A 25,235-nucleotide genomic window follows, 5' to 3' on the forward strand; every position below is an offset into this window, starting at 1 on the left:
TGGGAGGCAATCGTGAAATCATACAGAAAAGAACTTTTTTACGAGGTCCCGACCCGGCGCGCGTTCGTGAACATCACCGACGACGTGGAGGCGTGCCTGCGGGAGTCCTCCATCCGCGAGGGGCTGTGCCTGGTGAACGCCATGCACATCACCGCGTCGGTGTTCATCAACGACGACGAATCCGGCCTGCACCACGACTACGAGGTCTGGCTGGAGAAGCTGGCCCCGCACGAGCCGGTTTCGCAGTACCGGCACAACGGATACGAGGACAACGCGGACGCGCACATGAAACGGCAGGTCATGGGCCGCGAGGTGGTGGTCGCGGTCACGGACGGCAAGCTCGACTTCGGCACCTGGGAACGCATCTTCTACGGCGAGTTCGACGGCCGCCGCCGCAAGCGCGTGCTGGTCAAGATCATCGGCGACTGACGGCCCGACGAATATCCTTGACCTCCGCCACCCGCCTTATTAATGAGACTCGCACGCGCGCCAGTAGCTCAGGTGGATAGAGCATCGGCCTTCTAAGCCGACGGCCGTGGGTTCGAATCCTACCTGGCGCGCCAAAATTTCAAGGGACTTGCGGGGATGCCGTGGGTCCCTTTTTCGTTTATTGCGGGGGCTCTCCGCGCGGGACGGGGGACATCGTTGTACAGGCCGGGCAAAACAGGGCATAAACGGGCTGCCGGATGGGGAATCGGAATAATCGGACAACGGGAATCGGGAGGAGAGTGCAGTGAAACATGCGGGGTCGTGCCTGTGCGGCAAGGTGACGTTTACGGTCGAGGGGGATTTCGAGCGGTTTTACCTGTGCCACTGCGAGCGGTGCCGGAAGGACACGGGCACCGCCCACGCGGCCAACCTGTTCTCCTCCACGGCCCGCCTGACGTGGCTGTCGGGGGAGGAACTTGTCCGGACCTTTGATTTCAACAACACCGGGCACATCAAGAGCTTCTGCGTCCTCTGCGGCTCGGCCCTGCCCAACATCCAGATGGACGGAACCCTGCTGGTCGTCCCGGCGGGGAGCCTGGACAGCGACGTCCCGAACCGCCCCGACGGGCACATCTTTACGGCCAGGCGGGCCAACTGGGATGCGGGGCTGGAGAATATCGTCGGCTTCGACGGACTCCCGGACGAGGACGTAAAGTAGAACGGATTGCCTGCCCCGGACGCGGTCAGGCCGCCTACCGCCCGGCGCGCCTTGGAATGGACAACGGCTCCCCGACTTGCCTGTCCCGGGAGCCTTTTCTTTTCCCCCGGACGGACCGCCCCCCTGCACACGGCGCAACCAAGCCCTTTTCACGATGAGGAACGGGCGCGAATGGGCGGTGCGCGCGAAAAAGGGCCGCACCCCGAAGGATGCGGCCCTTTCGACTGCGTCGGCTGTTGGTTAGAAGCGCTCGAAGTCCTCTTCACCCATGTCCATGTCGATTCCGTTGTCGATTCCGCTGTCGATGCCCTTGGTGCCGGTGTCGGCGCCGGAAACGGTCTTGGGCGCACGGGTCGAACCGGCGGGCAGGGAGCGGGGCGCGGCGCGTTTGGCCACCACGCGCTTGTGCCCGCCCGACGTCGTTCCGCCGTGCGCCACCTTGAAGAAGGTCATGGCCTCGGCCAGGGCCTGGGCCTGGGCGGAAAGCTCCTCGGAGGTGGCGGCCATCTCTTCGGACGCGGAGGCGTTGCCCTGGATCACCTGGTCCAGCTGGGTGATGGCCTCACCGATCTGGGACACGCCCGTGTCCTGCTCGGCCGAGCTGGAGGCGATCTCCTGGACCAGTTCGGCGGTGCGCCCGATCTGGGGCACCAGTTCGGCCAGCATCTGCCCGGCCTTGTCGGCCACGCCCATGGAAGCCTCGGACAGCCCGCCGATCTCCTCGGCGGCCTTGCCGCTGCGCTCGGCCAGCTTGCGGACCTCGGCCGCGACCACCGCGAACCCCTTGCCGTGCTCGCCCGCGCGGGCGGCCTCGATGGCCGCGTTCAGGGCCAGCAGGTTGGTCTGGCGGGCGATCTCCTGGATGATGGTGATGCGCTCGGCGATGGACTTGAGGGCGTCCATGGCCTCGCCCACGGCCGCGCCGCTGTCCTTGGCGCCCTGGGCCGCCTTCATGGCGATGGCTTCGGTCTCCTGCGCGCTGCGCGTGTTGGCGCGCACGCCCGCGCTCATCTCCTCCACCGAGGCGGAGACCTGCTCGATGGACGCCGCCTGCTCGACCACGGACTGGGACAGGGACTGGGCCGAGGCGGACAACTCCTCGCTGCCCGCCGAAACCGCGTCGGTGGCGGAGTTCACCTCGCCCACCACGCGATTGAGGTTTTTGGCCATGTCGCTCAGGGACCGGGCCAGCTGCCCCACCTCGTCGTTCTGGTTCAGGTCCACGGTGGCGGTCAGGTCGCCGGAAGAGACCTCCTGCGCGAAGTCCATGCCCCTGCGCAGCGGGCCGATGATGCCGCGCGCGATGAGCCAGGCCAGGAACACGCCCAGGACGATGGAGACCACGGCGAAAATCATCACCCCCACCCTGGTGCTGGTGGCCTCCTTGAGCATCTCGTCGTCGGTCATGATGTCGCGGGAAATGATCTCCATGCTCTTGTTCAGGATTTCCTGCACCTTGTTCAAGGCGGGCATGGTCTTGCCGGTATAGACGGCCTTGGCGGCTTCATACCCGACCACGCGGGAATCGTTGAGGGCCAGGACGTGGTCGATGGCTGAAAGGGTCTCTTCGGCCAGGGGGCCGGTGATGTCACGGAACCACTCCTGGGCCTTGGCGCGGTCACCGGCGCCAAGCTCCACGTCGATCTCCTTGGCGGATTCGTGCAGGGAGCGGTGCGGCTCGTAGATCGCCTTGACCAGTTTGCCGAATTCGGGGTCCGCCTCCATGCGCTTGGCGGTCTCTTCGGAATAGAGCCACTTGCCCAGGCCGCACTGGTGGGGATCTGCCTGAACGCCGGTCTCGCGCGCGCTCGGATTGATGAGCGCGTCCTTGACTTGGCCCATCCAGATCAGGTGGTCCAGCTTCTTGTCGCGCAGAAAGGAGCCCAGCTCAACGTCGGCGGGGGCGTACTTCTCTCCGATCTCGATGGCCGAGCGGTGCAGGTCGTTGTGCACGCCCTCGATATCCGCCATCAACGGCCGGATGGCCGGGACCAGGGTCTCGGCCTCGGTCCGGGCGTCGCTGTAGTACCATTTGCCGAAGGCGCATTTGTGGGGGTCGGTCTGGACGTCCAGGGTGTGGACGTGGGAATCGGCCAGCAGTTCGTTGACCTTTTCCGCCCATTTCAGATGGTCCACTACCTTCTGGGTAAAATTGCCCCGCAGCTTGTTGCCCGTGATGACTTCTCCGGCATTCTTCACGATGCCGTCGATGCCGAACAGCGCCCATGCCCCCAGAACCACGAGCAGCAGGAGCACCGAGCCGAACCCAACGCCAAATTTTACGCACAGTTTACAGTTTTTCCATCCCATAACTTCCTCCCATGCCCTTCACATGACCGCCAAATTCGTCATTTCGCTCCCTCTCTCCTGTCCGGAGGTTTTTAGCAATTATAAATTTGTTAAAAATTCTACGGACCTTTCATGAACAAACACTGTTCTGCAAACAAAAGCACGCACCTGAAGGGTGCGCGCTTTCGGCTTCAACAATGGTGCCCGACGAGACGGCCCTGTGAACAAACGTCGGTTCAGCTTGAAAGATGTTTCAGCAGGGTTTGCACCAACCCGTCCAGGCGGTCGCTTTCCGGCAGCCCCAGGACGCTGGCGTTCGTCAGTTGGCGGGCTCCGAGGCCGGGCAGCGGCGGTATGGACAGGGACCACTCGGGCAGCCCCTCCAGGGCCGGGGAACCATCCCCCTCGTACCGGTTGAGGACCAGGGCCTGGTTGGTCAGCCCGAGGTCCGCGGCCATGCGCCCCACCTCGGCCCCGGTCTGCAACGAGCGCATGGACGGCTCGGAGACCACCACCAGCCCGTCCACATGGGCCACGGTGCCGCGACCCAGGTGTTCCACGCCCGCCTCCAGGTCCACCAGCACCCACTCGTCGCGGTCCATGACCACGTGCGCCAACAACGCCTTGAGCAGCGCGTTGGCGTCGCAGGCGCAACCGCCGCCCGCGTTGGTCACCGCGCCCATGACCAGCAGCCGCTTGCGGCCGGGCGTCACGCCCTCGACCGGGTCGCCGCCCAGCGGCAGGTCCACGGCCAGCTCTTCCGGCAGGTCGCCCACCTCGGGGTTCAGGTTCAGAAAGCCGCCCGCATGGATGCGCTCGCGCACCAGGTCGCCGCGCCGCACCAGCGGCTCCGGCAACTCGTCCACGCCGAGCCCCGACGCCTGGCCCAGGGAGAGCGCGGTGTCCGCGTCCACCAGCCAGACGTTCCTGCCGCTCCGGGCCAGCCAGTCCGCCACCCAGGCGCACAACGAGGTCTTGCCAACGCCGCCCTTGCCCGCAAACGCTATTTTCATGATGGATGCCTCCGGCGGCCGGGGGAAGGGGAGAGGGAAACTTTTGGGATAAGTTTCCCTCTCCCCTTCCCCCGGACCCCCATCCCCTCTCCTTTCCAAACTTTTTGGGTCGCTTCGCGAGGGGTGTACGAAAGCGAGGGCTTGTCTTCTTGAACCGGAAAAACCGAGGTTGGCCCCGGCGCTCCCTCCCGCTCCCTGCCGCACCCGAAGGCGCGACAAGAAGTTGGGGAGGGGGGGCCAGGGGGGCACCCCTTTTCAAAGGGTGCCCCCCTGGCCGCCGGAGGCCTTCCTACTCGCTCAGGCCGAGCGCCTTGCGCTTGGCCTTGATGCGCTCATCGAAGATCTCGGCTGTCCTGACCGGATCGGGTTCGATGAAGAACGCCGCGCCGACGAGGTCTTCGAGGCCGGCGACGGCGAGATTGGTGACGGTCTTGGACCCCAGGATGTGGGGCGGGTGGCCCAGGTGGGTCTGGATGCCGGAGGCCACGGCGTAGAGGCCGATGGCTGCGGCCTTTTCCGAGTACCATTCGGGCGAGGACGCGCCCACGGGCAGGTCGGAGATGTCCACGTTCAGGGTGTTGGCCAGGGCCGCGCACAGCTGCATGATGCGGGAGTTGTCCACGCAGGAGCCGTAGTGCAGGACCGGCGGGATGCCCAGCGAGCCGCAGATCTTCTTGAGGCCGGGACCGGCCATCTCGATGGCTTCGGGCACGAGCAGCCCGGCCTTGCCCGCGGCGGTGGTCACGCAGCCGGTGGCGATGACCAGGATGTCGCGCTTGATCAGCTCCTTGGCCAGGCCGACGTTCAGGGAGTCCTGTTTGATCTTGGGGTTGTTGCAGCCCACGATGCCGACCGCGCCCCGGATGTCCCCGGCCACGATGGCCTGGACCAGCGGGTCGAGGGAGCCGCCGAGCGCCGCGATGACCGCTTCGTTGGAGAAGCCGGTCATGATGTCGATGGGCTCGCAGGGGATGTCAACGCGGCCCTTGTCGCGCTGGGCGAACCCTTCCACGGCCAGGGACACGATCTCCTTGGCCTGGGTCATGGCGGTGGCGGGCTGGAAGTCGTAGTGAATGCCGCCGGTGAAGCGCGCCTTGTTGGCGGTGTCGATGAATTTGGTGTGGTAGCAGCCGGATATCTGGACCAGGGAGGGCATGATGCACTGGTAGTCCACCACGATGGCCTCCACGGCCCCGGTGATGATGGCCAGCTCGGTCATCAGGTGGTTGCCCGCCATGGGGATGCCCTGGCGCATGAGCAGCTCGTTGCCGGTGCAGCACAGCCCGGCCACGTTGATGCCGGAAGCGCCCAGCTCCTTGGCGCGGGCCACCAGCTGGGGATCGCGCGCCGCAGCCAGGATCATCTCGGAGACCACGGGGTTGTGGCCGTGGACCAGGATGTTGACCTGGTCCTCCTTGATCACGCCGAGATTGGCCGTGGACATGCGCGGCGTGGGCGTGCCGAAGATGACGTCGGACAGCTCGGTGCCGATCATGGACCCGCCCCAGCCGTCGGCCAGAGCCGTCCGGGCCGCGTGGATCAGGGTGTTGGGCGCGTCGTTGTCGCAACCCATGTGGGTGCGGTGCATCATCTCGGCGATCTCGCGGTCGACGCCGCGCGGGGTCATGCCGAGCTTGGCCCAGACGTCCTTGCGCTTCTGCGGCACGCGCGCCAGGAAGGAGACCTCCTTCCGGCGGGAACCGAAATCGGCGAAGAATTCGTCCATGACGTCGTGGGCGACCTCCTTCACGGTCCGGCCCTCGGTCTCGATGCCGATCTCGCCCGCAATGGTCCGGAGCTTGCCTTCCTCGGTGATCTTGTAGTCCGTGGTCTCGCCCTCGACGATGGCCTCCAGGACCTCGATCAGGTCGCGGCCGTGGTCGGAGTGCCCGGCCGCGCCGCCGGCCACGAACCGGCCGAAGTTGCGGGCCACGATGACGTCCGCGTCCGCGCCGCATACGCCCAGGGGTTTTTTCTCGCTGACCCGGCACGGGCCCATGGTACAGTTGCGGCAGGACGTACCCAGCTCGCACATCTTGCAATGCGGGGTCTGCTGGTCCAGCCGCTCGTGGACGGTCTCGATGCCCTCGGCGCGCGCTTTTTTGAGCATTGCCTTGGCGTCGTCCCAGATGGTCAGTTCATCGATCGGTCTCGGTTCCTTTGCCATGAGATACCTCCTATCCCTTTCGCCGGACAACGTCGCAACCCGCCCGGCCGTGTCTAGAACCCTATATGGACCCCAACCCTACCAGATCCTGGCGGCGGCGTATGTCGGCCAGCCGACAAAAACGACGAAAAGTGGAAAAAAAGTGGCGAATCGGGCCGAAAAAACCCCTCTTCGTTAAAAACACAGACGAATTATATGGATAAAACGGCGTGTTGTGGAAATACGGCCACGACGGGTGATGAATTGTTCATGCGAGCTGACCGTGTTCCCGCCCGGCACGCTTCCTTTTTGGCCCACAGGGTGGACACATTCCGGGAAGCCACGTATGGGCAGGGGTAATATTCTCTAGGAAAACCGGCAGACGCGAACGAATACTCGAACCGCAAACAAGATGCCCTCTTCAGGCAACACCCGGGAGTAGACATGGTTAAACACAATGATCTCAAAGGCGCCCTGGACTTCATCAAGCAAGGTTATTCCAAGAGCGGGGACCCCTTCCGCTTCACCGTCTCCGACATTGCCGATGCAATGAACCTGACCGAGACCAAGGCCAGGGACGTGGTCAGCACGATCAATACCCGCGCCCGTTTCTGGCGGGGGCATTTCCCGGCCGCGGCCGACGGTTTCGCCGTGGACGGCCCGGTCATCGAACGGCTCCAGGGCTGGTTCGAATAATTACGACGCCCCGGACCCGGCCGCCCGCTCCAGGGCGTCCAGGTCCGGGATGAAATACTCGCCCCGACCGCGCTTGTGCATCAGCCCGGCGCGCTCCATGTCGTTGAGCAGGGTGGACACGGTCTGGCGCGTGGCCCCCATGAGCTGGGCCAGCTGCTCGATGGTCAGGTTCACCTTGAGCACGCAGCCGCCGTCCAGCGGTTCGCCCGAGGCGCGGGCCTCGCTCAGGATGTAGTCCATGAGCCGGTTGTAGATGTCCTTGAAGGCCAGCCCGCCGATGATGGAGAACGAGTTCTTGAGGATGTGCCCGAGCACGCGGACCATGGTCCGGGTGAACAGGGGAATCTCGGCCATGCACCGCTTGACCGAGCGCACGTCCGTGAGCAGCAGCTCGACCTCCTCCAGGGCCTGGATGTAGCAGCCGGAGTGCGTGGAATAGGGGTCGCCGGGGTTGAGGATGGCCAGGGTGAACTCCTTGTCCTCGTAGGCCAGGTAGACCCGAACCCTTCCCGCCGCGACCACGAAGACCATGTCCTCCTCGCCTTCGGGCCGGAAGACGACCGTCCCCTTGGCGTAGGTCCGCCTGCGGAACACGGACCGCAGATCGGCCAGCTCTTGCCGCTCCAATTCGTCCAGAAGATTGACGCCGGTGAATTTCATGTGATGGCTCCCCCCAGGTCCGACCAACCTAGCACGGCACGCGCCGCACCGTCCAACGGGCCCCACTCTTTTTTTCGACGGGGTGGATGACTTGGCTGTCCGGGGATGGTATCCATCTCACCATGCCCCTCAGGAAAACGCTGCTGGCCGTCGTGGCCTTCCTCCTTCTGGCCTCGTCCGTCCAGGCCGCGCCCGCCGACGGCGACTGGACGGAACCGCCCACCTGCGTGTTCGGCATGCCCGTGGTCGGGACCGAGCTGCGAATGAGCAAGCAACGCGTGCTCACCGAGGTCCTGAAGGCCGTTTTCGAGCCCGAGGGGTACGACCTGGTCCACCGGGACCTGCCCTACGCGCGCGCCAAGGCCGAGGTGGCCGAAGGCAAGATCCAGTGCACCGTGTCCATCCGCGACAACGTCAAGGGCGTCACCCGCGCCAAATCGGTCATCGCCCTGTACTCCCCGGCCGTGGGCTACGTCCTGGCCGACGGCTTCCACGGGGTGGAGGATCTGGCCGGGCAGAAGGTCGCCCACCTCCACGGCTCCGACATCCAGATGCTGCTCCCCGTGGAGGTCCGCCCCCAGCCCACCTACGACCTGTCCTCGGCCATCCTCATGCTCGACCGTGGCCACGTGAAATATGTCGTCACCGACGACACGGTGATGCGGGAGGCCATCGCGGCCTCCGGGCTGCCCGACGTGGAGTTCGGCATCGTCCCGCTCATGACCCTGGAAGTGTTCCCGGTCTTCTCCCCGGACGACAACGGGCGGCGCCTGTGCGCCATCTACGACCGCCGCATGCGGGAGCTCGCCTCCTCCGGCAGGCTGGAGGCCATCTACCATCTACCGCAGCTACGGATTTCCGGAAACCTTCATCCGGGAAGTCCTCAAGGCCAACGGGCGCTGACCTCCATATGGACGAATACGGCCGCATCGCCCGACTCTACGACCCGCTGGTCGGTCCCGCCCTGCGCCCCATACATCAAGCCATGGCCGGACTGGCGGGCGCGCCCGGCTCCGCCCTGCTGGACCTGTGCTGCGGCACCGGGTTGCTGGCCGGAATCGGAGCACAACTCGGGCTGGACGTGACCGGCGTGGACCTCTCCCCGCACATGCTCGCCGTGGCCGAAGCCAAACGGCCCGGACCCGCCTACCTGCTGGCCGACGCCGCCGCCCTGCCCCTGCCCGACAACCGGTTCGACGCCGTGGCCGTGAGCTTCGCCCTGCACGAAAAGCCCCTCCACATCGCGGCGGCCATCCTGGGTGAGGCGCGCCGGGTCCTCAAGGACGACGGGCGCATCCTGGTGGCCGACTATCTCGCGTCCGGGCCGGGCCGGGGCTGGTTCACCGGGCGCGCCATCCACCTGGTGGAGCGGCTGGCCGGGCAGGACCACCACGCCTGCTTCCGGCAATACTTGGCCGCCGGGGGCGCGGAACCCCTGTTCGCCCGCGCCGGACTGTCCGGCCGGATCAAACGAACTTTCCTGCACGGCTGGGCCGGGCTGTACGCGGTTCGGTGAGTTGCCTCCGGCCCGGCCATCATCCATAGTACCGCCGTAAACCGCTGAAAAAGGGAGCGTCATGTTCGAAGGATTGTGGACCCTGAACAACCTCATCGCCCTGGTCACCCTGTCCGGGCTGGAGATCGTGCTCGGCATCGACAACATCGTGTTCGTGGTGGTGGTCACCAACAAGCTGCCCGAGGCGTCGCGGGCCACGGCCCGTCGGCTCGGCATCGGGCTGGCCATGCTCACGCGCATCGCGCTGTTGCTGGCCATTTCGGCCATCATGGGGCTGACCGCGCCGCTGTTCACCGTGTTCGGGCATGTGGTCTCGGGCCGGGACCTGGTGCTGCTCTCGGGCGGCCTGTTCCTGCTGGCCAAGGCCACCCACGAGATTCACGATAAGCTGGAGGGGCCGCCGCCCGCGGCCGGGCTGGGCAAGGCGGTGCATTCCTACGCCGGGGCCATTGTCCAGATTCTGCTGCTCGACCTGGTCTTTTCGCTGGATTCGGTGATCACCGCCGTGGGCATGGCCCAGCACGTCACGGTGATGATCGCGGCCATCGTCATAGCGGTGGGGGTGATGCTGGTTTTCGCGGGGCCGGTTTCGAAATTTGTGTCGGCGCATCCGACGGTGCAGATGCTGGCGTTTTCGTTTTTGCTTTTGGTGGGGATTTTTCTCATGGCCGAGGGGATGCATAGGCATATCGACCGGGGGTATATCTATTTTGCCATGGCGTTTTCGTTGTTTGTGGAGTTTTTGAATTTGAAGATTCGGAAGAAGGGGACGGTGGTTTCCTGATTTTTTCTTTGGGAAGAGAAGAGGAGGGAAGAGGAGAGCCGTCGCTGGCGCTCCTCCAAGTTTTTTTGGAGCCCTCCCGGCGGGGTTCTTTCTTTTCCGGGCGAAAAGAAAGAACCAAAGAAACGCCGGGGGGGGTCATCCCCGCCCGAAGTTTCACCGCCAAGAATCCGATCCGCTCGGTGCGGCTTCGCATAGCGGGCCATCTGCACATTTTTCGAGGGGAAATTTGATCCTCACGTAGTATTGCTACGCTGCGGTCAAATCCCCCCTCGAAAAATGCACAGCTGACCCACTCTGCGAAGCCTTCCGGCTCCATCTGATGAAAAGTAAAGTGCGAGTCTCCACGGGAACGCCCCTTTTAAGGGATACCGAGGAGCAACGTGAGCGGAGCCGCCGCCCCTTCGCGGTCGGCTTCTAGGCGTCCAGAACAGGGCTCGCTCCCTGCGTCCTGACGGAACGCCGTGCGAAGGAAGAGGGCCTTTGAACGGGACTTCGGGGTAGGAGAGCCACTGTTAGAGGCTGCGCCTCAAAGGTGTTCCAGGGGAAGGCCTTCGGACGAGAGGGCGGGGTATGAAAGCCGCTGTTGGGGCTGCGCCCCAAGGCGCTCCAGGGGTGTTAAGGGCGGTGGTTTGGGGGTGACGGCTTTTTGAGGCTGCGCCTCAAAGGCGCGAGAGGGGATGGTTTGGAGTTGATTTGCCCTTCCGCATTTGACCTCTTTTGCCATCCCCCTCACGCTCGGGCAGTCCTCGCCCGAAGAGCGGTCATTCGGAAACCGGGGCCTAGAGCCTGTTTCAAGCGCCGAAGCCCAGCCCGACTGAGTCTGCCCCGGCAGACATGCCGTCAGGGCAGCGAGAGGCGCTTACAGGCTCTTGGCCACTGTTTTCGCGCAGCCGCACCGCAGCGCACTTTTTGCTTACTTTTTGGGGCGCAAGCCAAAAAGTAAGGCGCTGTAAAAGCGCAAAACGGTCACCCGCAACAGAAGCACACCAGACGCGGACGCGCGGCCCAAATCCACCGCGCTTCTCCCTCTTCCTCCCACAATCCCAAAAGGCTTCTGTACGTACTCCCACCAAACCCACAACCTCTCCGCGCCCCCCCCTTCCGCCATCCCTCCCACGCTCGGACGGTCCTCGTCCGAAGAGCGGTCATTCGGAAACCGGGGCCTAGAGCCTGTTTCAAGCGCCGAAGCGCAGCCCGACTGAGTCTGCCTCGGCAGACAATGCCGTCAGGGCAGCGAAAGGCGCTTACAGGCTCTTGGCCACTGTTTTCGCGCCGCCGCACCGCAAGCGCACTTTTTGCTTACTTTTTGGGGCGCCAGCCAAAAAGTAAGGCGCTGTAAAAGCGCAAAACGGCTTCTCGCAACAGGGGTACATCAGACGCGGACGCGCGGCCAATTCTCCCGCGCTCCTCCCTCTTCCTCCATCCCCTCACGCTCGGACAATCCCGGCCCGAAGAGCGGTCATTCGGAAACCGGGGCCTAGAGCCTGTTTCAAGCGCCGAAGCGCAGCCCGACTGAGTCTGCCTCGGCAGACAATGCCGTCAGGGCAGCGAAAGGCGCTTACAGGCTCTTGGCCACTGTTTCCGCGCCGCCACACCGCAAGCGCACTTTTTGCTTACTTTTTGGGGCGCAAGCCAAAAAGTAAGGCGCTGTAAAAGCGCAAAACGACTCATCGCGACAGAGGTACACCAGACGCGAACGCGCGGCCCAAACCCACCGCGCTCCTCCCTCCTCCCCCCTCCTCCTTCCCACGACAAAAAAAGGCGCGGCCCCTCGGGACCGCGCCTTGTTCTTGCTTTCGTGACCGCCGGACTAGATGACCTTGTTCAGCGGATATTCGATGATGCCCTCGGCACCGAAGCTGACCAATCTCGGGATCAGCTCGCGGACGATCTTCTCCTCGACCATTACTTCCACGGACAACCAGTTGGGGTCCTGGAGCTCGGCCACGGTGGGGGAATTCAGGCTGGGTAGGGTGCCGTTCAGCTCCTTGAGCTTGTCCTTGGGCAGGTTCATTTTCAGCCCGACCATCTTGCCCGCGCGCAGCGCGCCCTGCAGGAGCATGTTGATCTCCTCGATGAGCTGGCGCTTCTTGGGGTCGGCCCAGGCGTCCTTGTTGGCGATGATCTGAGTGTTGGTCTGCATCAGCTCGGCGATGATCCGAAGCCCGTTGGCCTTGATGGTCGTGCCGGTCTCGGTGATCTCGACAATGCCGTCGCACAGCCCCTCGACCACCTTGGCCTCGGTGGTGCCCCAGGAAAAGGAAACGTCCACGTCGATGCCCTGGGAGGAGAAGTATTCCTTGGTGAAGCCCATGAGCTCGGTGGAGATCTTCTTGCCGTGCAGGTCCTCGGGCCGCTTGTACGGGGAATCGCCGCGCACGCAGAGCACCCAGCGGGCCTTGCGGTTGGAGACCTTGGAGTAGATCAGGTCATCCACGACCACGACGTCGGACTTGTTCTCGCGAATCCAGTCCATGCCGGTCAGGCCGACATCGAAGGTGCCGTTCTCGACGTACATGGACATCTCCTGGGCGCGGGCCAGGGAGCACTTGATGCGGTCGTCGTCGATGTCGGGGAAGTAGTTGCGCTCGTGCAGCTTGATCTTCCAGCCGGCCTTCTCGAACAGTTTGATGGTCGCATCCTGGAGGGAGCCTTTGGGAACGCCGAGTCTGAGGAATTGTTCGCTCATTTCTTGTAAACCTCTTTGGGGTCGAAGACGTACGGGGAGCATTCGCTCACCGCGCCATCCTTGAGTTCGCGGTAGAAGCAGGAGCGGTAGCCCTTGTGGCAGGCCGCGCCGCCGATCTGCTCGATCAGAAGTACCAAGGTGTCGTCGTCGCAGTCAATGCGGATGGACTTCACCTTCTGAGTATGGCCCGAGGTACCGCCCTTATGCCATAACTCCTGTCGGCTGCGGCTCCAATAATGGACCTCGCCGGTCTCAAGGGTCTTTTCCCATGACTCTTCGTTCATGTAGGCCATCATCAGGACTTCGCCGGTCTCGGCGTCCTGGGCGATGGCGGGCACCAGCCCGTTCATCTTTTCGAAATCTGGTCTGATCACTTGCGGTACCTCGTATCAGATGTCTTTCACCGGTCCGGGATTGGGCCGGGGCAGGCTATATAGCCAATGCCGTGCCAAAGCGCAACCCGCGCCCGGCCGCGTCACCCGATTGTCATGGGCCGGTCCGGGGACGATCCCGGACGGAAGATCAGCGGGAGCCGTCGGTCCCCTTGCGCTCGCGGACCATCCGGGCGGTGAGCTTGCCCATGCCCCGGGCCGCGAACCCGATGCCGTAGACGAAAAAGAACACGGCGGCGGCCAGGGAAAGCCGCGACAGGGGATCGCCCGGCGACCCCATGCGGGCCGCACCCGCCAGGGCGCAGAACACGCCCATCAGGCAGAGCGCGGCAAAGAGCAGATCCATGGGGCCGGACTCCTCCCGGTACGCCTTCATCCACCGCTTGAGCCGGCTGCGCCGCAGCTCGTGGTCCACGCGCACGCGGGCCGCCATGACCCGGCTGAACCCGAACCCCGGCGACTTGCCTTCGCGCTGCTGGGCCTTCATCCGCCGGGTGATGGAGGCCACGTAGCGAACCATGACGAAGATCACCGCGCCGAAGAGCACGTTCAGGCCGATGGCCGTGGGGCCGGGGATGGCCGTGCCGATGCGCTCGGCCATGCGGAAGCTCATGGGCGGGAAATCATACAGCGCGTGGAACAGGATGGGCAGCAGGAGCGCCTTGAGGTACAGCGCGGTGCGCTCCTTGCGGGCAAAGGCGGCCCGGCCCACGTAGTAACCCATGATCGCCCCGACCAGGGCGTGGCACGGCACGGCCAGGAAGGCACGGCCAACGGCCACGCCCATGCCCCCCTCCATGACGAAGAGCAGGTTCTCGGCCGTGGCGAAGCCCAGCGACACGGTCACGCCGTAGACGATGCCGTCCATGGGCTCGTCGAACGCCCGGAGGTTGACGCAGTACCGCCGGAGGACGATCAGCTTGAAGCATTCCTCCGGGATGGCGGCCATGAGCAGGGCGTGGCCCAGGCCGAGCAGGTAGGGATTGTCGGGCGGCAGCGCGGACTCCACCAGGGACAAGAAGGGGTACACCAGGTAGATGCACAGGACGATGAGCACGCCGAGCAGGAACGAGGAGATCAGCGCCCCTGCCGGTTCGGGATACTTGTCGCTCGAAACGAACAGCCACAGCAGGACGGCGGACGGGACGAGCGCCATGAGGATGAGAGCTATATCCACGAAATCCCCTTGTCTGGTTTGGGTCCGGTCCGTATTCGATAGCCGCCGGGGAACGCGCGGTCAACGTTTACCGCCCGCACATTATCTGCTAAACCTCGCCTCACTCAACCCGTAAAAGGAGAACGCGAACATGCCCGTTCGTACCAAGGATAATTTTCTGGTTTTCGGCGCTCCCCGCATCGAGCAGGACGAGATAGACGAGGTCGTGGCCTCCATGAAGTCCGGCTGGCTCGGCACCGGCCCCAAGGTGGCCCGGTTCGAGAAGGACTTCTCCGCCTACGTGGGCGCGTCCCACGCCGCGGCCTGCAACTCCTGCACCGCGGCCCTGCACCTCTCGCTGGTGGCGCTCGGCCTCAAGCCCGGCGACGAGGTCATCACCACCCCGCTGACGTTCTGCGCCTCGGTCAACGCCATCATCCACGCCGGAGGCACGCCCGTGCTGGCCGACGTGGACCCCGTGACCCAGAACATCGACCCGGACCGCGTCCGCGAGAAGATCACCCCGCGCACCAAGGCGATCCTGCCCGTACACTTCGCCGGGCGCTCCTGCGACATGGACCGCTTGATGGCCCTGGCCGACGAACACGGCCTGAAGGTCGTGGAGGACTGCGCACACGCCATCGAGACCACCTGGAAGGGACAACACGCCGGGACCTTCGGCGACTTCGGCTGCTTCTCCTTCTACGTCACCAAGAACGTCTGCACCGGCGAGGGCGGCATGGTCATCGCCCGCGACGAGGAGGCCATCCGCGACGTCAAGGTGCTCGGTCTGCACGGCATGTCCGCCGACGCCTGGAAGCGGTTCTCGGACGAGGGATACAAGCATTACCAGGTGGTCCACGCCGGGTTCAAATACAACATGATGGACATTCAGGCCGCCATCGGCATCCATCAGTTGAAGCGGATCGAGGAATATTTCGTGCGCCGCTGCGAGATCTGGGACCGGTACCAGGAGGCGTTCCGGCCCCTGCCGGTGGGCACCCCGGCCCCGGAGGAACCCGGCACCCGCCACGCGCGGCACCTCTACACCCTGATGGTCGACCCCGTGGCCTGCGGCATCGATCGCGACCAGTTCCTGGTCCGGCTGACCAGGGAAGGGATCGGCGCGGGCGTCCACTACCTGGCCGTCCCAGAGCATCCCTACTACCGGGAGCGGTACGGCTGGAAGCTCGAAGACACGCCGCACGCCGTGGCGCTCGGCCGCGAGACCATCAGTCTGCCCCTGTCCGCCAAGCTGACGGACAAGGACGTGGACGACGTTATCAGGGCCGTGAATATCTGCCTGGAGGGATAGCGGGCTACTCCGCTCCGGCCAGCCGGTTGCGGCCGCCCGCCTTGGCCGCGGACAGGTACTGGTCCGCCCGGGTCAGCATGGAACCGGTGCTGCTCAGGTCCGTATTGTCCGCCAGCCCGATGGAAATGGTCACGGCCAGTCCCGGATGGTACTGCTCCCAGTCGAAGGATTCCACCGCCCTGCGGATGTTTTCGCAGGCGATGGCCGCCTTGTCGCGCGAGGTGTTGGTGTACAGGACCACGAACTCCTCGCCGCCGTACCGCGCCACCACGTCGCTCTTGCGCGAGTTCTCCAGAATGAGCTTGGCGACCTGCTCCAGGACGAGATCGCCCACCTCGTGGGAAAATGTCTCATTGAGAACCCGGAAATGGTCGAGGTCGCCCATCATCACCGACATGGACTGTCCGTACCGCTTGCAGCTCTCGAAGAAAGTGGACGCCTGTTCCTCGAAGGCACGCCGGTTGTACAGTCCGGTCAGCGGGTCGCGGACGGACAGCTCGCGCACGTCCACCCTGGCCTGGGCCAGCTCGCGGCTCATGGCGTTGTACGCCTCGGCCAGGTCGCCGGTCTCGTCACCCGGAACCACTTCCATCTGAAACAGCTCTTCCGGGCTGCGGCGCATGGCCCGGACCGCGTTCGCCAGGTCGCGCAGCCGGACGGTCATGCCCCGGCCCAGTCCCACCGCCAGCAGCAACGAGGCCGCCACGGCCGCCAACGCGCCCCAGGCCAGGCTCCCGGTCACCACGGACATGAGCCCGCCGTCCCCCCGGCCCAGAATCTCGTCCCCGATGGGCACGGCGTAGGCCTCGATGCCGTTTGCGGTACGCACCGGCTCGGACGCGGCCAGGACCTCCTCGGGCAACACGTCTCCGATCTTGTAGCCGCCCGCCGGGAAGACCACCACGCCCTTTCCGTCCAGCCCCAGGAACCTGTAGGCCGGGGCGTCCGTCGCCAGGGCGGGCAGCGTGCCGGCCGTCCGCATGCGTTCGACGTATTCCTCGAACGGCTCGGTCGCCAGGGCGTTGTTCAGGGAACCGTGCGCGAGCACGTATCCGGCCAGCTCGGTCTTGAAAGCATCGTAGCCCCTGCGCAGGGAGCGCGTCTCGTATTCGCCCTTGATGAGCTGGTAGGCGACGCCCCCGGCCAGCACACAGCTGAGGAGCCCGACGATGAGGTGGCTGAGGGTGAACTTGGACTGTATTCGCATGATGCCGATCCTTATAAAAGAACGAAAACTTTTCCGGTTATTGGCATCCTTGCCCAAAACCGACCGGCGAGTCAATGATAAGCCCTCTCCCTGAAACACGAAAAGGCCCGGACAATCCGGGCCTTCCGCAAAATGGATATGTGATCGAACGACGGCTCAGCAGTCGTGAAAATCCTTGTTGATGTAGAAACAGAGGTCGAACAGGTTCTGGACCATTTCGTCCACCATCTCCTCGGCGTCGGCCCCGGACTGCTCCACGCTGACCGTCTTGTTCACGATCTTGGAAAAGAGCATGCCGATGAGCTGGTCGTCGTACATCGTCCAGTATTTGCTGCCGGAGGGGAACTTCTTGTCGAATCCGTGGTAATACATGACTTCTTGGCTCCAAGGTCGGGGTTGTCGTCTGCCGCTGCCTATACTATCGGCAGCCCGGGCCAGACTCTTTATGCATCAGATGCAGAATGTTGACGCATAAATTCAAAGCGTTATCCTCGCCCATGAGACCGGACCGATGACGCCCCCCCGCAGATCGCCGAAGCCGTCGTGTTGCGAAATTGTCGCTCACATGTAACACTCAATGTTACAGACATGGGGTATAGCAGTCCCAACCTCACTCATAAGGAGCGTACAGTGTCAGCCCAGAAAATCCTGGTGGTCGAAGACCACAGAGACACGCGTGAACTGCTGAAATACAATCTCACCGCCGCCGGGTTCGACGTCGCCGCCGCAGAGGACGGCCAGCTCGGCCTCAATCTCGCCCACGCCTTCAAGCCCGACATCATCCTCCTCGACCTCATGATGCCCGGCACCGACGGCCTGGAGGTCTGCCGCCAGCTCAAAGGCGATCCCGGCACCGCCCGCATCCCGGTGGTCATGCTCACCGCCAAGGGCGAGGAAGTGGACAAGATCGTCGGCCTGGAACTCGGCGCGGACGACTACGTGGTCAAACCGTTCTCCCCGCGCGAACTGATCCTGCGCATCAAGGCCATCCTCCGCCGTTACGGCGCACCCGAACCCAACGCCCCCAAACTCTGGGAACGCGAAGGGCTGCGCATCGACTTCGAGGCGCACCAAATCACCATCGACAACGAGGAGACCGCCCTCACCGCCACCGAGTTCAAGCTCCTCACCGTGCTCGTCTCCGGCGCGGGCAAGGTCCAGACCCGGGACAACCTCCTCGACACCGTCTGGGATACCCACTTCGAAGGCTACTCCCGAACCGTGGACACCCATGTCCGCCGCCTGCGCCAGAAACTCGGCCCCTACGCCGCCTGGATCGAAACCATCCGAGGCGTCGGCTACCGCTTCAAGGCGTAAAGAGCCTCCGGCGGCCAGGGGGAAGGGGAAGAGGGGGAACCCTTTGCAAAGGGCTTCCCCCTCTTCCCCTTCCCCCTGGACCCCCATCCCCATCTCCCCCTCCGAAACTCTTTGGCGCCGCTTCGCGGGGACGGGTATAGTTCAGCTTACTCATAAAGCGCCTTTTAGCAGTCAGTTCTGAACAGCGATTCTCAACTCAAAGGCACTCCTGGAACACCTTTGAGGCGTCAGCCTCAAACAGTGCTTTCCTGCCCCCAATCCGGGTCTCAATGCCCTCGTCGGGAGCGTCTTTGAGGCAACGCCTCAAACAGTGGCTCTCATTCTCCCAAGTCTCGTCAGGAGGCCCCGCTTCTTTCGCCCTGCGTCCCGTCAAGCAGCACGGAGCGAGCCCTGTTCTGGACGCCTAGAAGCCGACCGCGAAGGGGCGGCGGCTCCGCTCCCGTGACACCTCGGTATTCCATAAAAGGGGCGTTCCCGTGGAGGCTCGCACGTTACTTTTCATCAGATGGAGCCGCCCCGAGCGGATCGGATTCTCAGCGGCCAAACTCCGGACGGGGATGCACCCCCCCGGCGTTTCTTTGGTTCTTTCTTTTCGCCCGGAAAAGAAAGAACCCCGCCGGGAGGGCTCCAAAAAAACATGGAGGAGCGCCAGCGACGGCTCTCACTCACTTCTTCGTGCCTCTCTCTTCCCTTCCGCTACAACAAAAAAAGATGCCCGCTCCGTTCTCCGGAGCGGGCATCTTTAAAAATTTCAGCCAACACCAATCCCTAATCATTCCCCAACGTGATCTGAAACGCGATCGAGTACAAATGGTCGAAAAAGTCCACGTACTCAACGGGAATATGCTTCGGCACATTGATCCGCGAAGGCGCGAAATTGATAATCCCCCGGATGTTCGCCTCGACAAGGTGATTGGCCGCCCGCTGCGCCCTGTCCGGCGGCGTGGCGATAATCCCGATCTCCAGGTTCAGCTCCGGGGCCTGCTCCTTCAAATGCGTGGGGCAGACGATCTCCATGCCCTCGAACTCCAACCCGATCTTGTCCGGGTCGCAGTCGAACGCCGCGCAGATCTTGAACCCGCGCTTCTCGAAGTCGTGGTGCCTGAGCAGCGCGCTGCCCATGTTGCCCACGCCGATGAGCGCGCATTTCCACAGCCGGTCGATGCCGAGCGACTGCTTGATGGAGGTGATCAGCTCCTGGACGTAGTACCCCACGCCCCGGACGCCGAACTCGCCAAAATACGCCAGATCCTTGCGGATCTGAGAAGAGTTCACCGAGCAGGCGCGGGCCAGCCTCTCGGAGGAGATGACTTCGTTGCCGTCGCGCAGCAGATTCTCCAGAACCTGGATGTACACGGCGAGCCTGCCGATGGTGGCTTTTGGAATGTGTTCGCTTTTCATATCTCGGGTCTCTTTCGGGTCAAGAGCGGCCTAGCCATGTGAAAATCTTAACATGAAAGAGGCTGAAAAAGGGAGGCCGAAGCCTCCCCTTCAAAAGCATTTCGACGGTCTGAAACTAGACGACGAAGAGCAGGATCAGGTTGACGACCAGGGCGTAAATGGCCAGGGACTCGATGAAGGCCAGGCCCAGGATCAGGGTGGTGGACAGCTGGCCACCGGCTTCGGGGTTGCGGGCGATGCCTTCGCAGGCGCCCTTCACGCCCATGCCCTGACCGATACCGCACAGGCCGGCGGCGATGCCCATGCCGATGGCGGTGGCGTAGGCTTTGGCGGACATGACGGGGTCGGCACCTTCGGAAGCGAAAGCGACGGAAGCAACCAGAACCATAGCCAGGGTGGTGAACAGAATCTTAGCGATTTTCATTGTAACTCCTCCAAACGGATTCGTAATATTGTTGTGGTCCAAGGACCATTTCCCCAAAGTTGATCAGCCTTCTTCTAGTGAGCGTGCTCGACTGCGCCCTGCAGGTACAGCATGGTCAGCATGAAGAAGATGAAGGCCTGAATGGTCTTCGCCAGGACGAACAGGAAGTACATCGGCAGGGAGCCGAGGATCGGCGCCAGGAAGAACATCAGGATCAGAACGATTTCCTCGCCGCGGATGTTGCCGAAGAGACGAAGCGTCAGGCTGAGCGGACGAGCAAGGTGAGAGATGGGCTCAAGGATGAGCATGAGCGGGGCCAGGAAGCCGACCGGGCCCATGAAGTGCTTGATGTACCCGAATCCCCATTTCTTCATGCCCACGAACTGGTAGAAACAGAACACGATGATGGCCATGGCCGCCGGCGTGTTGATGTTCGCGGTCGGGGCGTCGCAACCCGGAACGAGACCGATCCAGTTCATGCCCAGGATGAAGATGAAGATGGTGATCAGCAGCGGCATGAACTGACGTCCTTCCTCGCCGAGGTTGGCGACGACGAAGTCCTCAAGACCGCCGATGATGGTTTCGAAAACATTCTGGAGGCCGCCGGGAACCAGCTGAAGGCGGCTGCGGACCATGAGGCCCAGAGACAGGATGATGAGCATCACCAGCCACATGTAGAGAACGTGGTTGATGCTGTCCACGCCCAGAGCGTGCTCAACGCTGGCGCCCCAGTGACCGATGCTTTTCAGCATGTCCATGTACAAGAGAGGATGCGGCAAACCGCCCGAAAAACCCATATTAAAGCCTCCTTACAGCAGCTCGGCTATTTCTTCCCCAGCTGACTCAGGCCGGTAGCGGTGATGTTGACCACCACGGTTCCCAGACCCGTAATCAACCCCCAGTGGGGAACACGTTCGACTCCGATCAACCACCAGAGGGCCAGCCCGCTCAGAGTCATTTTTCCCATGAATATAACAAACAGCAAAAATGGTCCCCGTTTCTGGTCGTATACCAACGACTGGGTGACGCGGGCGAGCGTCCAGAAGTTGACGAGGGCGATGACCGCCCCGGCCAGATAGGCCAGAGACCACTGGGAAAAAGATGTTACCAGCATGATCACTAGAGAGGTCCCCAGCGACACATAGATCTGGTTGCGGACGACAATGCGCACGTCCGGCTTGGTGAAACCGCTCCTGACGAGCAGCCGCTCAAGCCTTTGGTTCATCGCGCCCAGCACCCTTTTCTCCATCCTGTTTCAAAGAACCGTTCCGTTTTGCTTCTTCACGCCTTTGCAGCCGCCTGAAATCCTCGAAGACCATCTTGAACCCGGCTATGACCCCCAGAAAGAAGAAGATCATGATCAGCCAGGGCCTGGTTCCGAAGTACTCGTCCAGGAAATACCCGAAGGTCAGCCCGACGACGGTGGCGGACACGATGTGCAGTCCCATCGTTCCCGCGGTGCCACCCAACTGGGTGATTGTTACCCACCGATCGTCTTTTGAAAAGAGCATGTTCGCACCTTGTGAATCCGGTTATCACGCACATCGATTCGTTTTGCACCAGGCAAACGGCATTTCGTGCATTCCTTCACAAGTGGAGGAGAAGTAGCACAGGCCGCCAATTCCCGTCAATGCATTTTTCCCTGACACCGGCTCTTTTCCGTCATTTTAACGCCGCCCGCAAATCCACTGGTTCCGGGGGGTTAGACCGAAAAATAAGCCATCATGTGAAAAATATCCCTTTTTTATACCGTCCGCCCGAAAAAAGCGGGTGGATGCCGCCATCCACCCGCCGGAATTCCATGCAACCGGGCCGCGAGTCCCCTATTCCGGGTCGCCCACGTCCACGACCTTGACCATGAACTCCTTGACCCCTGCCGGGGGCTGGAAGAACACGGCCATGAACGGGGTGGACGAGCCGGGCCGGATGAAGGTGTTGTTGGACAGGATGCCCACGTCCGAGGCCAGGCCGTCGGTGATCTCCTTCTCGGTCTGGACCTGCAGCTGGAACTGCGAGAGCACGTTGCCGCACAGGAAGGACTGGGAGGTCAGCACGTTGTTGGCCTCGTCGTAGAGGATGACCTCGACCTTGATCCGCTCCTTGGGCTTGGAGAACTTGTTCACCGCCTTGCCCTCGACCACGAACAGGTTGCCCGTCTTCTCGTTGGCCACGTAGTACTGCTTGACGTTCTTCAGCTCGATCTTGCGCACCCGCTCGGCCGGGGATTCGCCCGGAGCGGCCTCGTCGGCCCCGCCGGTCTCCTCCATGAAGAGCTGGCCCACGAACGGCACGTTCTTGAGCATGTCGCCCAGGTCGATGCCCGCGTAGGTCCACGCCTTGAAATACACCGCCGCGCCCACGGCCACCGCCAGGACGAGCAGGATGATCAGGCAACCCAGGGGCTTGCGTCCGCCCTTGGCCGGTTCTTCGTCCAGCTCCAGGGTGCCGCCCAGGCCGGACTCGGCCCTTTCGTCGTCCGCGAAGATCGAGTCGACATCGTCCGCCTCGGCGTCATCGCTGTCCTCGAAGAGATCGCCGTCGTCCTCGTCGCCGCTGTCGGCGAACAGGTTTTCGCCCGGCTCGTCCCCGTCGCTTCCGAGGTCGGCGAACAGGTCTTCCTCGGCCTCGTCCCCTGCCTGGGGAGCGGCCCCGGCGCGCGGGCCCTCCTCGGGTTCGGGCGCCTCTTCGCTCTCGTCGAAGAGGTCGTCCATGTCCGGCATCTCCTCCACGACCTCGTCGGCCGGATCGGGAACCGGGGGTTCCGCGGGCTCCTCGGCAACGGCGTCCTCGGCGGTCTCGCCGCCGACGCCTGCGGCGGCCACATCCTCGAAGGTCTCGTCGAATTCGTCCCCCGCCCGGGTGTCCATGTCGGTGCTCTCGTCTTCGAGGAGCGCCTCGACCTCCTCCTCCGGGGTCGCCGGAGGCAGTTCGGCCTTGAACACGTGCGCGCACTTGGAACACTTGACCTTGGCACCCCCCGCCGGGATCTTTTCATCCGGCAGATTGTAGCTGGTCTCGCAATTCGGGCAGGTGACGATCATATCTTGATCTCCAGAAATTCCGGTTGGTTGGCTCTAAGATTCGTTGGACAGCTCATAGATGCCGTCCAGCTCCCTGTACCGCTCGGCATAGTCCAGGCCGTAGCCGACTATGAACCCGTCGCTCAGCTTGAACCCGGCGAAATCCACGGTCACGTCCTGTTCCCGTCGCTCATGCTTATCAATAAGTGCACAAATTTTCAAACTCTTTGGATTTCTGCGCCGGAGCACGTGGAGCAGGAAGTCCATGGAGTGGCCGGTGTCCACGATATCTTCGATGACCAGGACGTCCTTGCCCTCGATGGAAATTTCGAGGTCCTTGGAGAAGACGATGTCCTCGGAGCGGGCCGTGGCCGTGCCGTAGCTGGCCAGGCGGACGAAATCGACCTCGATCTCGCGGCCGATCTTGCGGATGATGTCCGCGTAGAAGAGGAACGCGCCCTTGAGCACGCAGATGCAGACCAGGGGGCCGTCGCCCGCATAGGACTCGGTGATTTCCCGGCCCAGTTCCCGGACGCGGTCGGATATCTGTTCGGCGGTGATGAACGGTGTGAGTTTATGAGCCATCTTGCTTCGGGGTTACAGGTTGATGATCATGGCCACTTCGTTGCAGTGGTCGGGGAATCTGGGGCAGTTGAGACAGTCGATGAAGATCTTCTGGTTGAGATTCTCCATCTCCTCTTCCACGAACCCGACCCTGGCGAAGAACTTGGGGACCTCGGTCAGGGTATACACCTTGTATATGCCCAAAGTCACGGCCTCGCTCAGGCAGGTCTCGACCAGCTTGCGGCCGAGGTTCCTGCCCCGGTGCGAGGACTCGACGACCAGGGAGCGGATTTCGGCCAGGTTGTCCCAGATGATGTTCAGGGCGCAGCAGCCGATGACCTTGCCGGAGTCGTCCAGGGCGACCACGAAGTCGCGCAGGTGGGAGTAGAGCTGGCTGACGGAACGGGGCAGGACCAGGCCGTCGTGCTGGTCCGTGAGCATGAGCAGGCCGTGGATGGCCTTGACGTCCCCTATGCGGGCTTTGCGTATCATGGCGGCTACTGGTTCAGTTTGTCGGCCATGGCGCCGAGCATGGAGTGGGGGTAGACCCCGGCCTGGCCGAAGATCTGCTTTCCGGTCTTGTCGAAGATGACCAGGGTGGGGATGGCCTCCACCCGGAACTTGCGCGCCAGGTTCTGGTCGCCCCAGTACACGGGCAGGTCCATGGGCTTCTTCTCCAGGTACTTCTCCAGGGCCTCGCGGTTCTCGTCCACGGACAGGGCGATGATGTTCACCTTGTCGCCGTGGCTCTCCTGGAGGGCGACCAGCTCGGGAATCTCCTGCTTGCAGGAGGGGCACCAGGTGGCCCAGAAAAAGAGCATGGTCGGACGGCCCGCATTATCCTTCAGGTATTTGTCCAGCCCGGCCTCGTCGAGGAACGGGATACCGTCCTGCGCAGGGGCGTGGGACGGGGCGGCCGAGGTTTCGGCGGAAGCGGCCCCGGACTTTTCGGGCGCGGTCCCGGACTCGCCGGAACAGGCCCCCATGACCAGAACGAATATCGCCAGGGCGAAAATGCGCCACATTTTTATCATAATACATACCTCTTGGACGAGTTTCGGGCAGAATAGCAGACTTGCCCGGCAAATAAAAGTCGCCGGAACCGGCGGCGGCCTCCAAAAGCGGTCAATTCCGCCTTCCTGTCAAGTTGATTTTTCATGCCTGTCGCCCGCTTTCAGGCGACATTCCTCGACAAACCGGGGTGTTGGAGAAAACCAAAGCAAGGGCAAGTCATGCGTCGTGCCGGAAAGGGGCAACCCGCTCCCATGTCAAACCGCGTCCGCACGGACCCGCCGAAGGCACCCAAAAAGATCTGGGGGGGGGCCAGGGGGGAAACCTCTCTCAAGCGATTTCCCCCCTGGCCGCCGGAGGCATCCCAGTGGCTCGATTTCGTCCGCTTCGGCTGGCGGGACAAATCCGCAGGACAGCGGATTTGGCATTAGCTCTTAGGCCGAGTCCCCTGGGTCTTAGAGCCAACGACAGCAGCGATGACGTTGCGG

Annotated in this window: 26 protein-coding genes and 1 tRNA gene; 9 read left to right on the plus strand and 18 right to left on the minus strand. The window is 63.2% G+C overall.

Annotation, left to right across the window (positions count from 1 at the left end; genetic code table 11):
- The first annotated feature begins 12 nt into the window (after positions 1 to 12).
- The 3 genes from AWY79_RS01540 (at position 13) to AWY79_RS01550 (ending at position 1,147) form a co-directional block, all read left to right on the plus strand.
- A complete protein-coding gene (locus AWY79_RS01540; protein WP_066799451.1) occupies positions 13 to 429 on the plus strand; it encodes a secondary thiamine-phosphate synthase enzyme YjbQ in 417 nt (138 codons plus the stop codon).
- A 57-nt stretch (positions 430 to 486) separates the two neighbouring features.
- Positions 487 to 563, plus strand: a tRNA-Arg gene (locus AWY79_RS01545).
- Positions 564 to 733: 170 nt separating this feature from the next.
- The gene (locus AWY79_RS01550; RefSeq protein WP_066799453.1) at positions 734 to 1,147 is read left to right on the plus strand and encodes a GFA family protein; all 414 of its coding nucleotides are present in this window, start codon (positions 734 to 736) and stop codon (positions 1,145 to 1,147) included.
- Positions 1,148 to 1,387: 240 nt separating this feature from the next.
- On the opposite strand, the gene AWY79_RS01555 is transcribed toward AWY79_RS01550, so the two are convergent.
- The 3 genes from AWY79_RS01555 to cooS form a co-directional block, all read right to left on the minus strand.
- The gene (locus AWY79_RS01555; protein ID WP_066799455.1) at positions 1,388 to 3,457 is read right to left on the minus strand and encodes a methyl-accepting chemotaxis protein; all 2,070 of its coding nucleotides are present in this window, start codon (positions 3,455 to 3,457) and stop codon (positions 1,388 to 1,390) included.
- Between the two features lie 215 nt (positions 3,458 to 3,672).
- Positions 3,673 to 4,449, minus strand: coding sequence for an ATP-binding protein (locus tag AWY79_RS01560; protein ID WP_066799457.1), 777 nt, complete (start codon positions 4,447 to 4,449; stop codon positions 3,673 to 3,675).
- Between the two features lie 289 nt (positions 4,450 to 4,738).
- Complete coding sequence (gene cooS / locus AWY79_RS01565) at positions 4,739 to 6,616, minus strand: anaerobic carbon-monoxide dehydrogenase catalytic subunit (RefSeq protein WP_066799459.1); 1,878 nt, start codon at positions 6,614 to 6,616, stop codon at positions 4,739 to 4,741.
- A 423-nt stretch (positions 6,617 to 7,039) separates the two neighbouring features.
- Here cooS and AWY79_RS01570 point away from each other — a divergent pair, with 423 nt between their 5' ends.
- Positions 7,040 to 7,291: a hypothetical protein gene (locus AWY79_RS01570; protein WP_066799461.1), complete on the plus strand. Its 252-nt coding sequence runs from the start codon at positions 7,040 to 7,042 to the stop codon at positions 7,289 to 7,291.
- Here AWY79_RS01570 and AWY79_RS01575 read toward each other — a convergent pair whose 3' ends face one another.
- Entirely contained in the window at positions 7,292 to 7,951 is a 660-nt protein-coding gene (locus AWY79_RS01575; RefSeq protein WP_066799463.1) for a Crp/Fnr family transcriptional regulator, read from the minus strand.
- A gap of 122 nt (positions 7,952 to 8,073) precedes the next feature.
- Between AWY79_RS01575 and AWY79_RS01580 the strand changes: the two genes are divergently transcribed.
- The 3 genes from AWY79_RS01580 to AWY79_RS01590 all read left to right on the plus strand — a co-directional run bounded on the left by AWY79_RS01580 (position 8,074) and on the right by AWY79_RS01590 (position 10,251).
- Positions 8,074 to 9,036 (plus strand): substrate-binding periplasmic protein, encoded by a 963-nt coding sequence (locus tag AWY79_RS01580; RefSeq protein ID WP_066799465.1) that lies wholly within the window; start codon positions 8,074 to 8,076, stop codon positions 9,034 to 9,036.
- The gene (locus AWY79_RS01585; RefSeq protein ID WP_158509829.1) at positions 8,937 to 9,467 is read left to right on the plus strand and encodes a class I SAM-dependent methyltransferase; all 531 of its coding nucleotides are present in this window, start codon (positions 8,937 to 8,939) and stop codon (positions 9,465 to 9,467) included. The genes AWY79_RS01580 and AWY79_RS01585 overlap by 100 nt, the downstream gene beginning before the upstream one ends.
- 61 nt (positions 9,468 to 9,528) lie before the next feature.
- The gene (locus AWY79_RS01590) at positions 9,529 to 10,251 is read left to right on the plus strand and encodes a TerC family protein (protein ID WP_066799468.1); all 723 of its coding nucleotides are present in this window, start codon (positions 9,529 to 9,531) and stop codon (positions 10,249 to 10,251) included.
- A gap of 1,810 nt (positions 10,252 to 12,061) precedes the next feature.
- Here the strand turns inward: AWY79_RS01590 and hisG are convergent.
- The 3 genes from hisG to AWY79_RS01605 all read right to left on the minus strand — a co-directional run bounded on the left by hisG (position 12,062) and on the right by AWY79_RS01605 (position 14,509).
- Entirely contained in the window at positions 12,062 to 12,940 is an 879-nt protein-coding gene (hisG, locus tag AWY79_RS01595) for an ATP phosphoribosyltransferase (protein ID WP_066799469.1), read from the minus strand.
- On the minus strand, positions 12,937 to 13,314 hold the full coding sequence (gene hisI / locus AWY79_RS01600; protein WP_066799470.1) for a phosphoribosyl-AMP cyclohydrolase: 378 nt from the start codon (positions 13,312 to 13,314) through the stop codon (positions 12,937 to 12,939). The genes hisG and hisI overlap by 4 nt, the downstream gene beginning before the upstream one ends.
- A 148-nt stretch (positions 13,315 to 13,462) precedes the next feature.
- On the minus strand, positions 13,463 to 14,509 hold the full coding sequence (locus tag AWY79_RS01605) for a PrsW family glutamic-type intramembrane protease (RefSeq protein WP_133987339.1): 1,047 nt from the start codon (positions 14,507 to 14,509) through the stop codon (positions 13,463 to 13,465).
- A gap of 130 nt (positions 14,510 to 14,639) precedes the next feature.
- On the opposite strand from AWY79_RS01605, the gene AWY79_RS01610 reads away from it, so the two are divergent.
- Positions 14,640 to 15,803 (plus strand): DegT/DnrJ/EryC1/StrS family aminotransferase, encoded by a 1,164-nt coding sequence (locus tag AWY79_RS01610; protein ID WP_066799474.1) that lies wholly within the window; start codon positions 14,640 to 14,642, stop codon positions 15,801 to 15,803.
- Between the two features lie 4 nt (positions 15,804 to 15,807).
- On the opposite strand, the gene AWY79_RS01615 is transcribed toward AWY79_RS01610, so the two are convergent.
- Together AWY79_RS01615 and AWY79_RS01620 are read right to left on the minus strand one after the other, a co-directional pair.
- The gene (locus AWY79_RS01615; protein ID WP_066799476.1) at positions 15,808 to 17,010 is read right to left on the minus strand and encodes a GGDEF domain-containing protein; all 1,203 of its coding nucleotides are present in this window, start codon (positions 17,008 to 17,010) and stop codon (positions 15,808 to 15,810) included.
- A gap of 156 nt (positions 17,011 to 17,166) precedes the next feature.
- Positions 17,167 to 17,382 carry a hypothetical protein gene (locus AWY79_RS01620; protein WP_066799478.1) on the minus strand — a complete coding sequence of 72 codons (216 nt, stop codon included), beginning with the start codon at positions 17,380 to 17,382 and terminating at the stop codon, positions 17,167 to 17,169.
- A gap of 258 nt (positions 17,383 to 17,640) precedes the next feature.
- Between AWY79_RS01620 and AWY79_RS01625 the strand changes: the two genes are divergently transcribed.
- Positions 17,641 to 18,327 (plus strand): response regulator, encoded by a 687-nt coding sequence (locus tag AWY79_RS01625; RefSeq protein WP_066799480.1) that lies wholly within the window; start codon positions 17,641 to 17,643, stop codon positions 18,325 to 18,327.
- Positions 18,328 to 19,095: 768 nt separating this feature from the next.
- On the opposite strand, the gene AWY79_RS01630 is transcribed toward AWY79_RS01625, so the two are convergent.
- From AWY79_RS01630 to AWY79_RS01670, 9 genes are all read right to left on the minus strand, one after another.
- On the minus strand, positions 19,096 to 19,728 hold the full coding sequence (locus AWY79_RS01630; RefSeq protein WP_066799481.1) for a redox-sensing transcriptional repressor Rex: 633 nt from the start codon (positions 19,726 to 19,728) through the stop codon (positions 19,096 to 19,098).
- Positions 19,729 to 19,843: 115 nt separating this feature from the next.
- On the minus strand, positions 19,844 to 20,152 hold the full coding sequence (locus tag AWY79_RS01635) for an ATP synthase F0 subunit C (protein ID WP_014323136.1): 309 nt from the start codon (positions 20,150 to 20,152) through the stop codon (positions 19,844 to 19,846).
- A 74-nt stretch (positions 20,153 to 20,226) separates the two neighbouring features.
- Complete coding sequence (atpB, locus tag AWY79_RS01640; protein ID WP_066799483.1) at positions 20,227 to 20,949, minus strand: F0F1 ATP synthase subunit A; 723 nt, start codon at positions 20,947 to 20,949, stop codon at positions 20,227 to 20,229.
- 26 nt (positions 20,950 to 20,975) lie between these two features.
- Positions 20,976 to 21,389, minus strand: coding sequence for an ATP synthase subunit I (locus tag AWY79_RS01645; protein ID WP_078063561.1), 414 nt, complete (start codon positions 21,387 to 21,389; stop codon positions 20,976 to 20,978).
- Positions 21,361 to 21,663, minus strand: coding sequence for an AtpZ/AtpI family protein (locus AWY79_RS01650; RefSeq protein ID WP_066799485.1), 303 nt, complete (start codon positions 21,661 to 21,663; stop codon positions 21,361 to 21,363). Before AWY79_RS01650 ends, AWY79_RS01645 begins: the two co-directional genes overlap by 29 nt.
- 312 nt (positions 21,664 to 21,975) lie before the next feature.
- Complete coding sequence (locus tag AWY79_RS01655) at positions 21,976 to 23,193, minus strand: DUF3426 domain-containing protein (RefSeq protein ID WP_066799486.1); 1,218 nt, start codon at positions 23,191 to 23,193, stop codon at positions 21,976 to 21,978.
- 33 nt (positions 23,194 to 23,226) lie between these two features.
- The gene (gene hpt / locus AWY79_RS01660; protein WP_066799487.1) at positions 23,227 to 23,757 is read right to left on the minus strand and encodes a hypoxanthine phosphoribosyltransferase; all 531 of its coding nucleotides are present in this window, start codon (positions 23,755 to 23,757) and stop codon (positions 23,227 to 23,229) included.
- Between the two features lie 12 nt (positions 23,758 to 23,769).
- On the minus strand, positions 23,770 to 24,228 hold the full coding sequence (locus AWY79_RS01665; RefSeq protein WP_066799488.1) for an N-acetyltransferase: 459 nt from the start codon (positions 24,226 to 24,228) through the stop codon (positions 23,770 to 23,772).
- A 5-nt stretch (positions 24,229 to 24,233) separates the two neighbouring features.
- Positions 24,234 to 24,770 (minus strand): TlpA family protein disulfide reductase, encoded by a 537-nt coding sequence (locus AWY79_RS01670; RefSeq protein ID WP_066799490.1) that lies wholly within the window; start codon positions 24,768 to 24,770, stop codon positions 24,234 to 24,236.
- Positions 24,771 to 25,235 lie beyond the last annotated feature (465 nt).

Origin of the sequence: Pseudodesulfovibrio indicus (assembly GCF_001563225.1) — a bacterium.
Lineage (GTDB): Bacteria > Desulfobacterota > Desulfovibrionia > Desulfovibrionales > Desulfovibrionaceae > Pseudodesulfovibrio > Pseudodesulfovibrio indicus.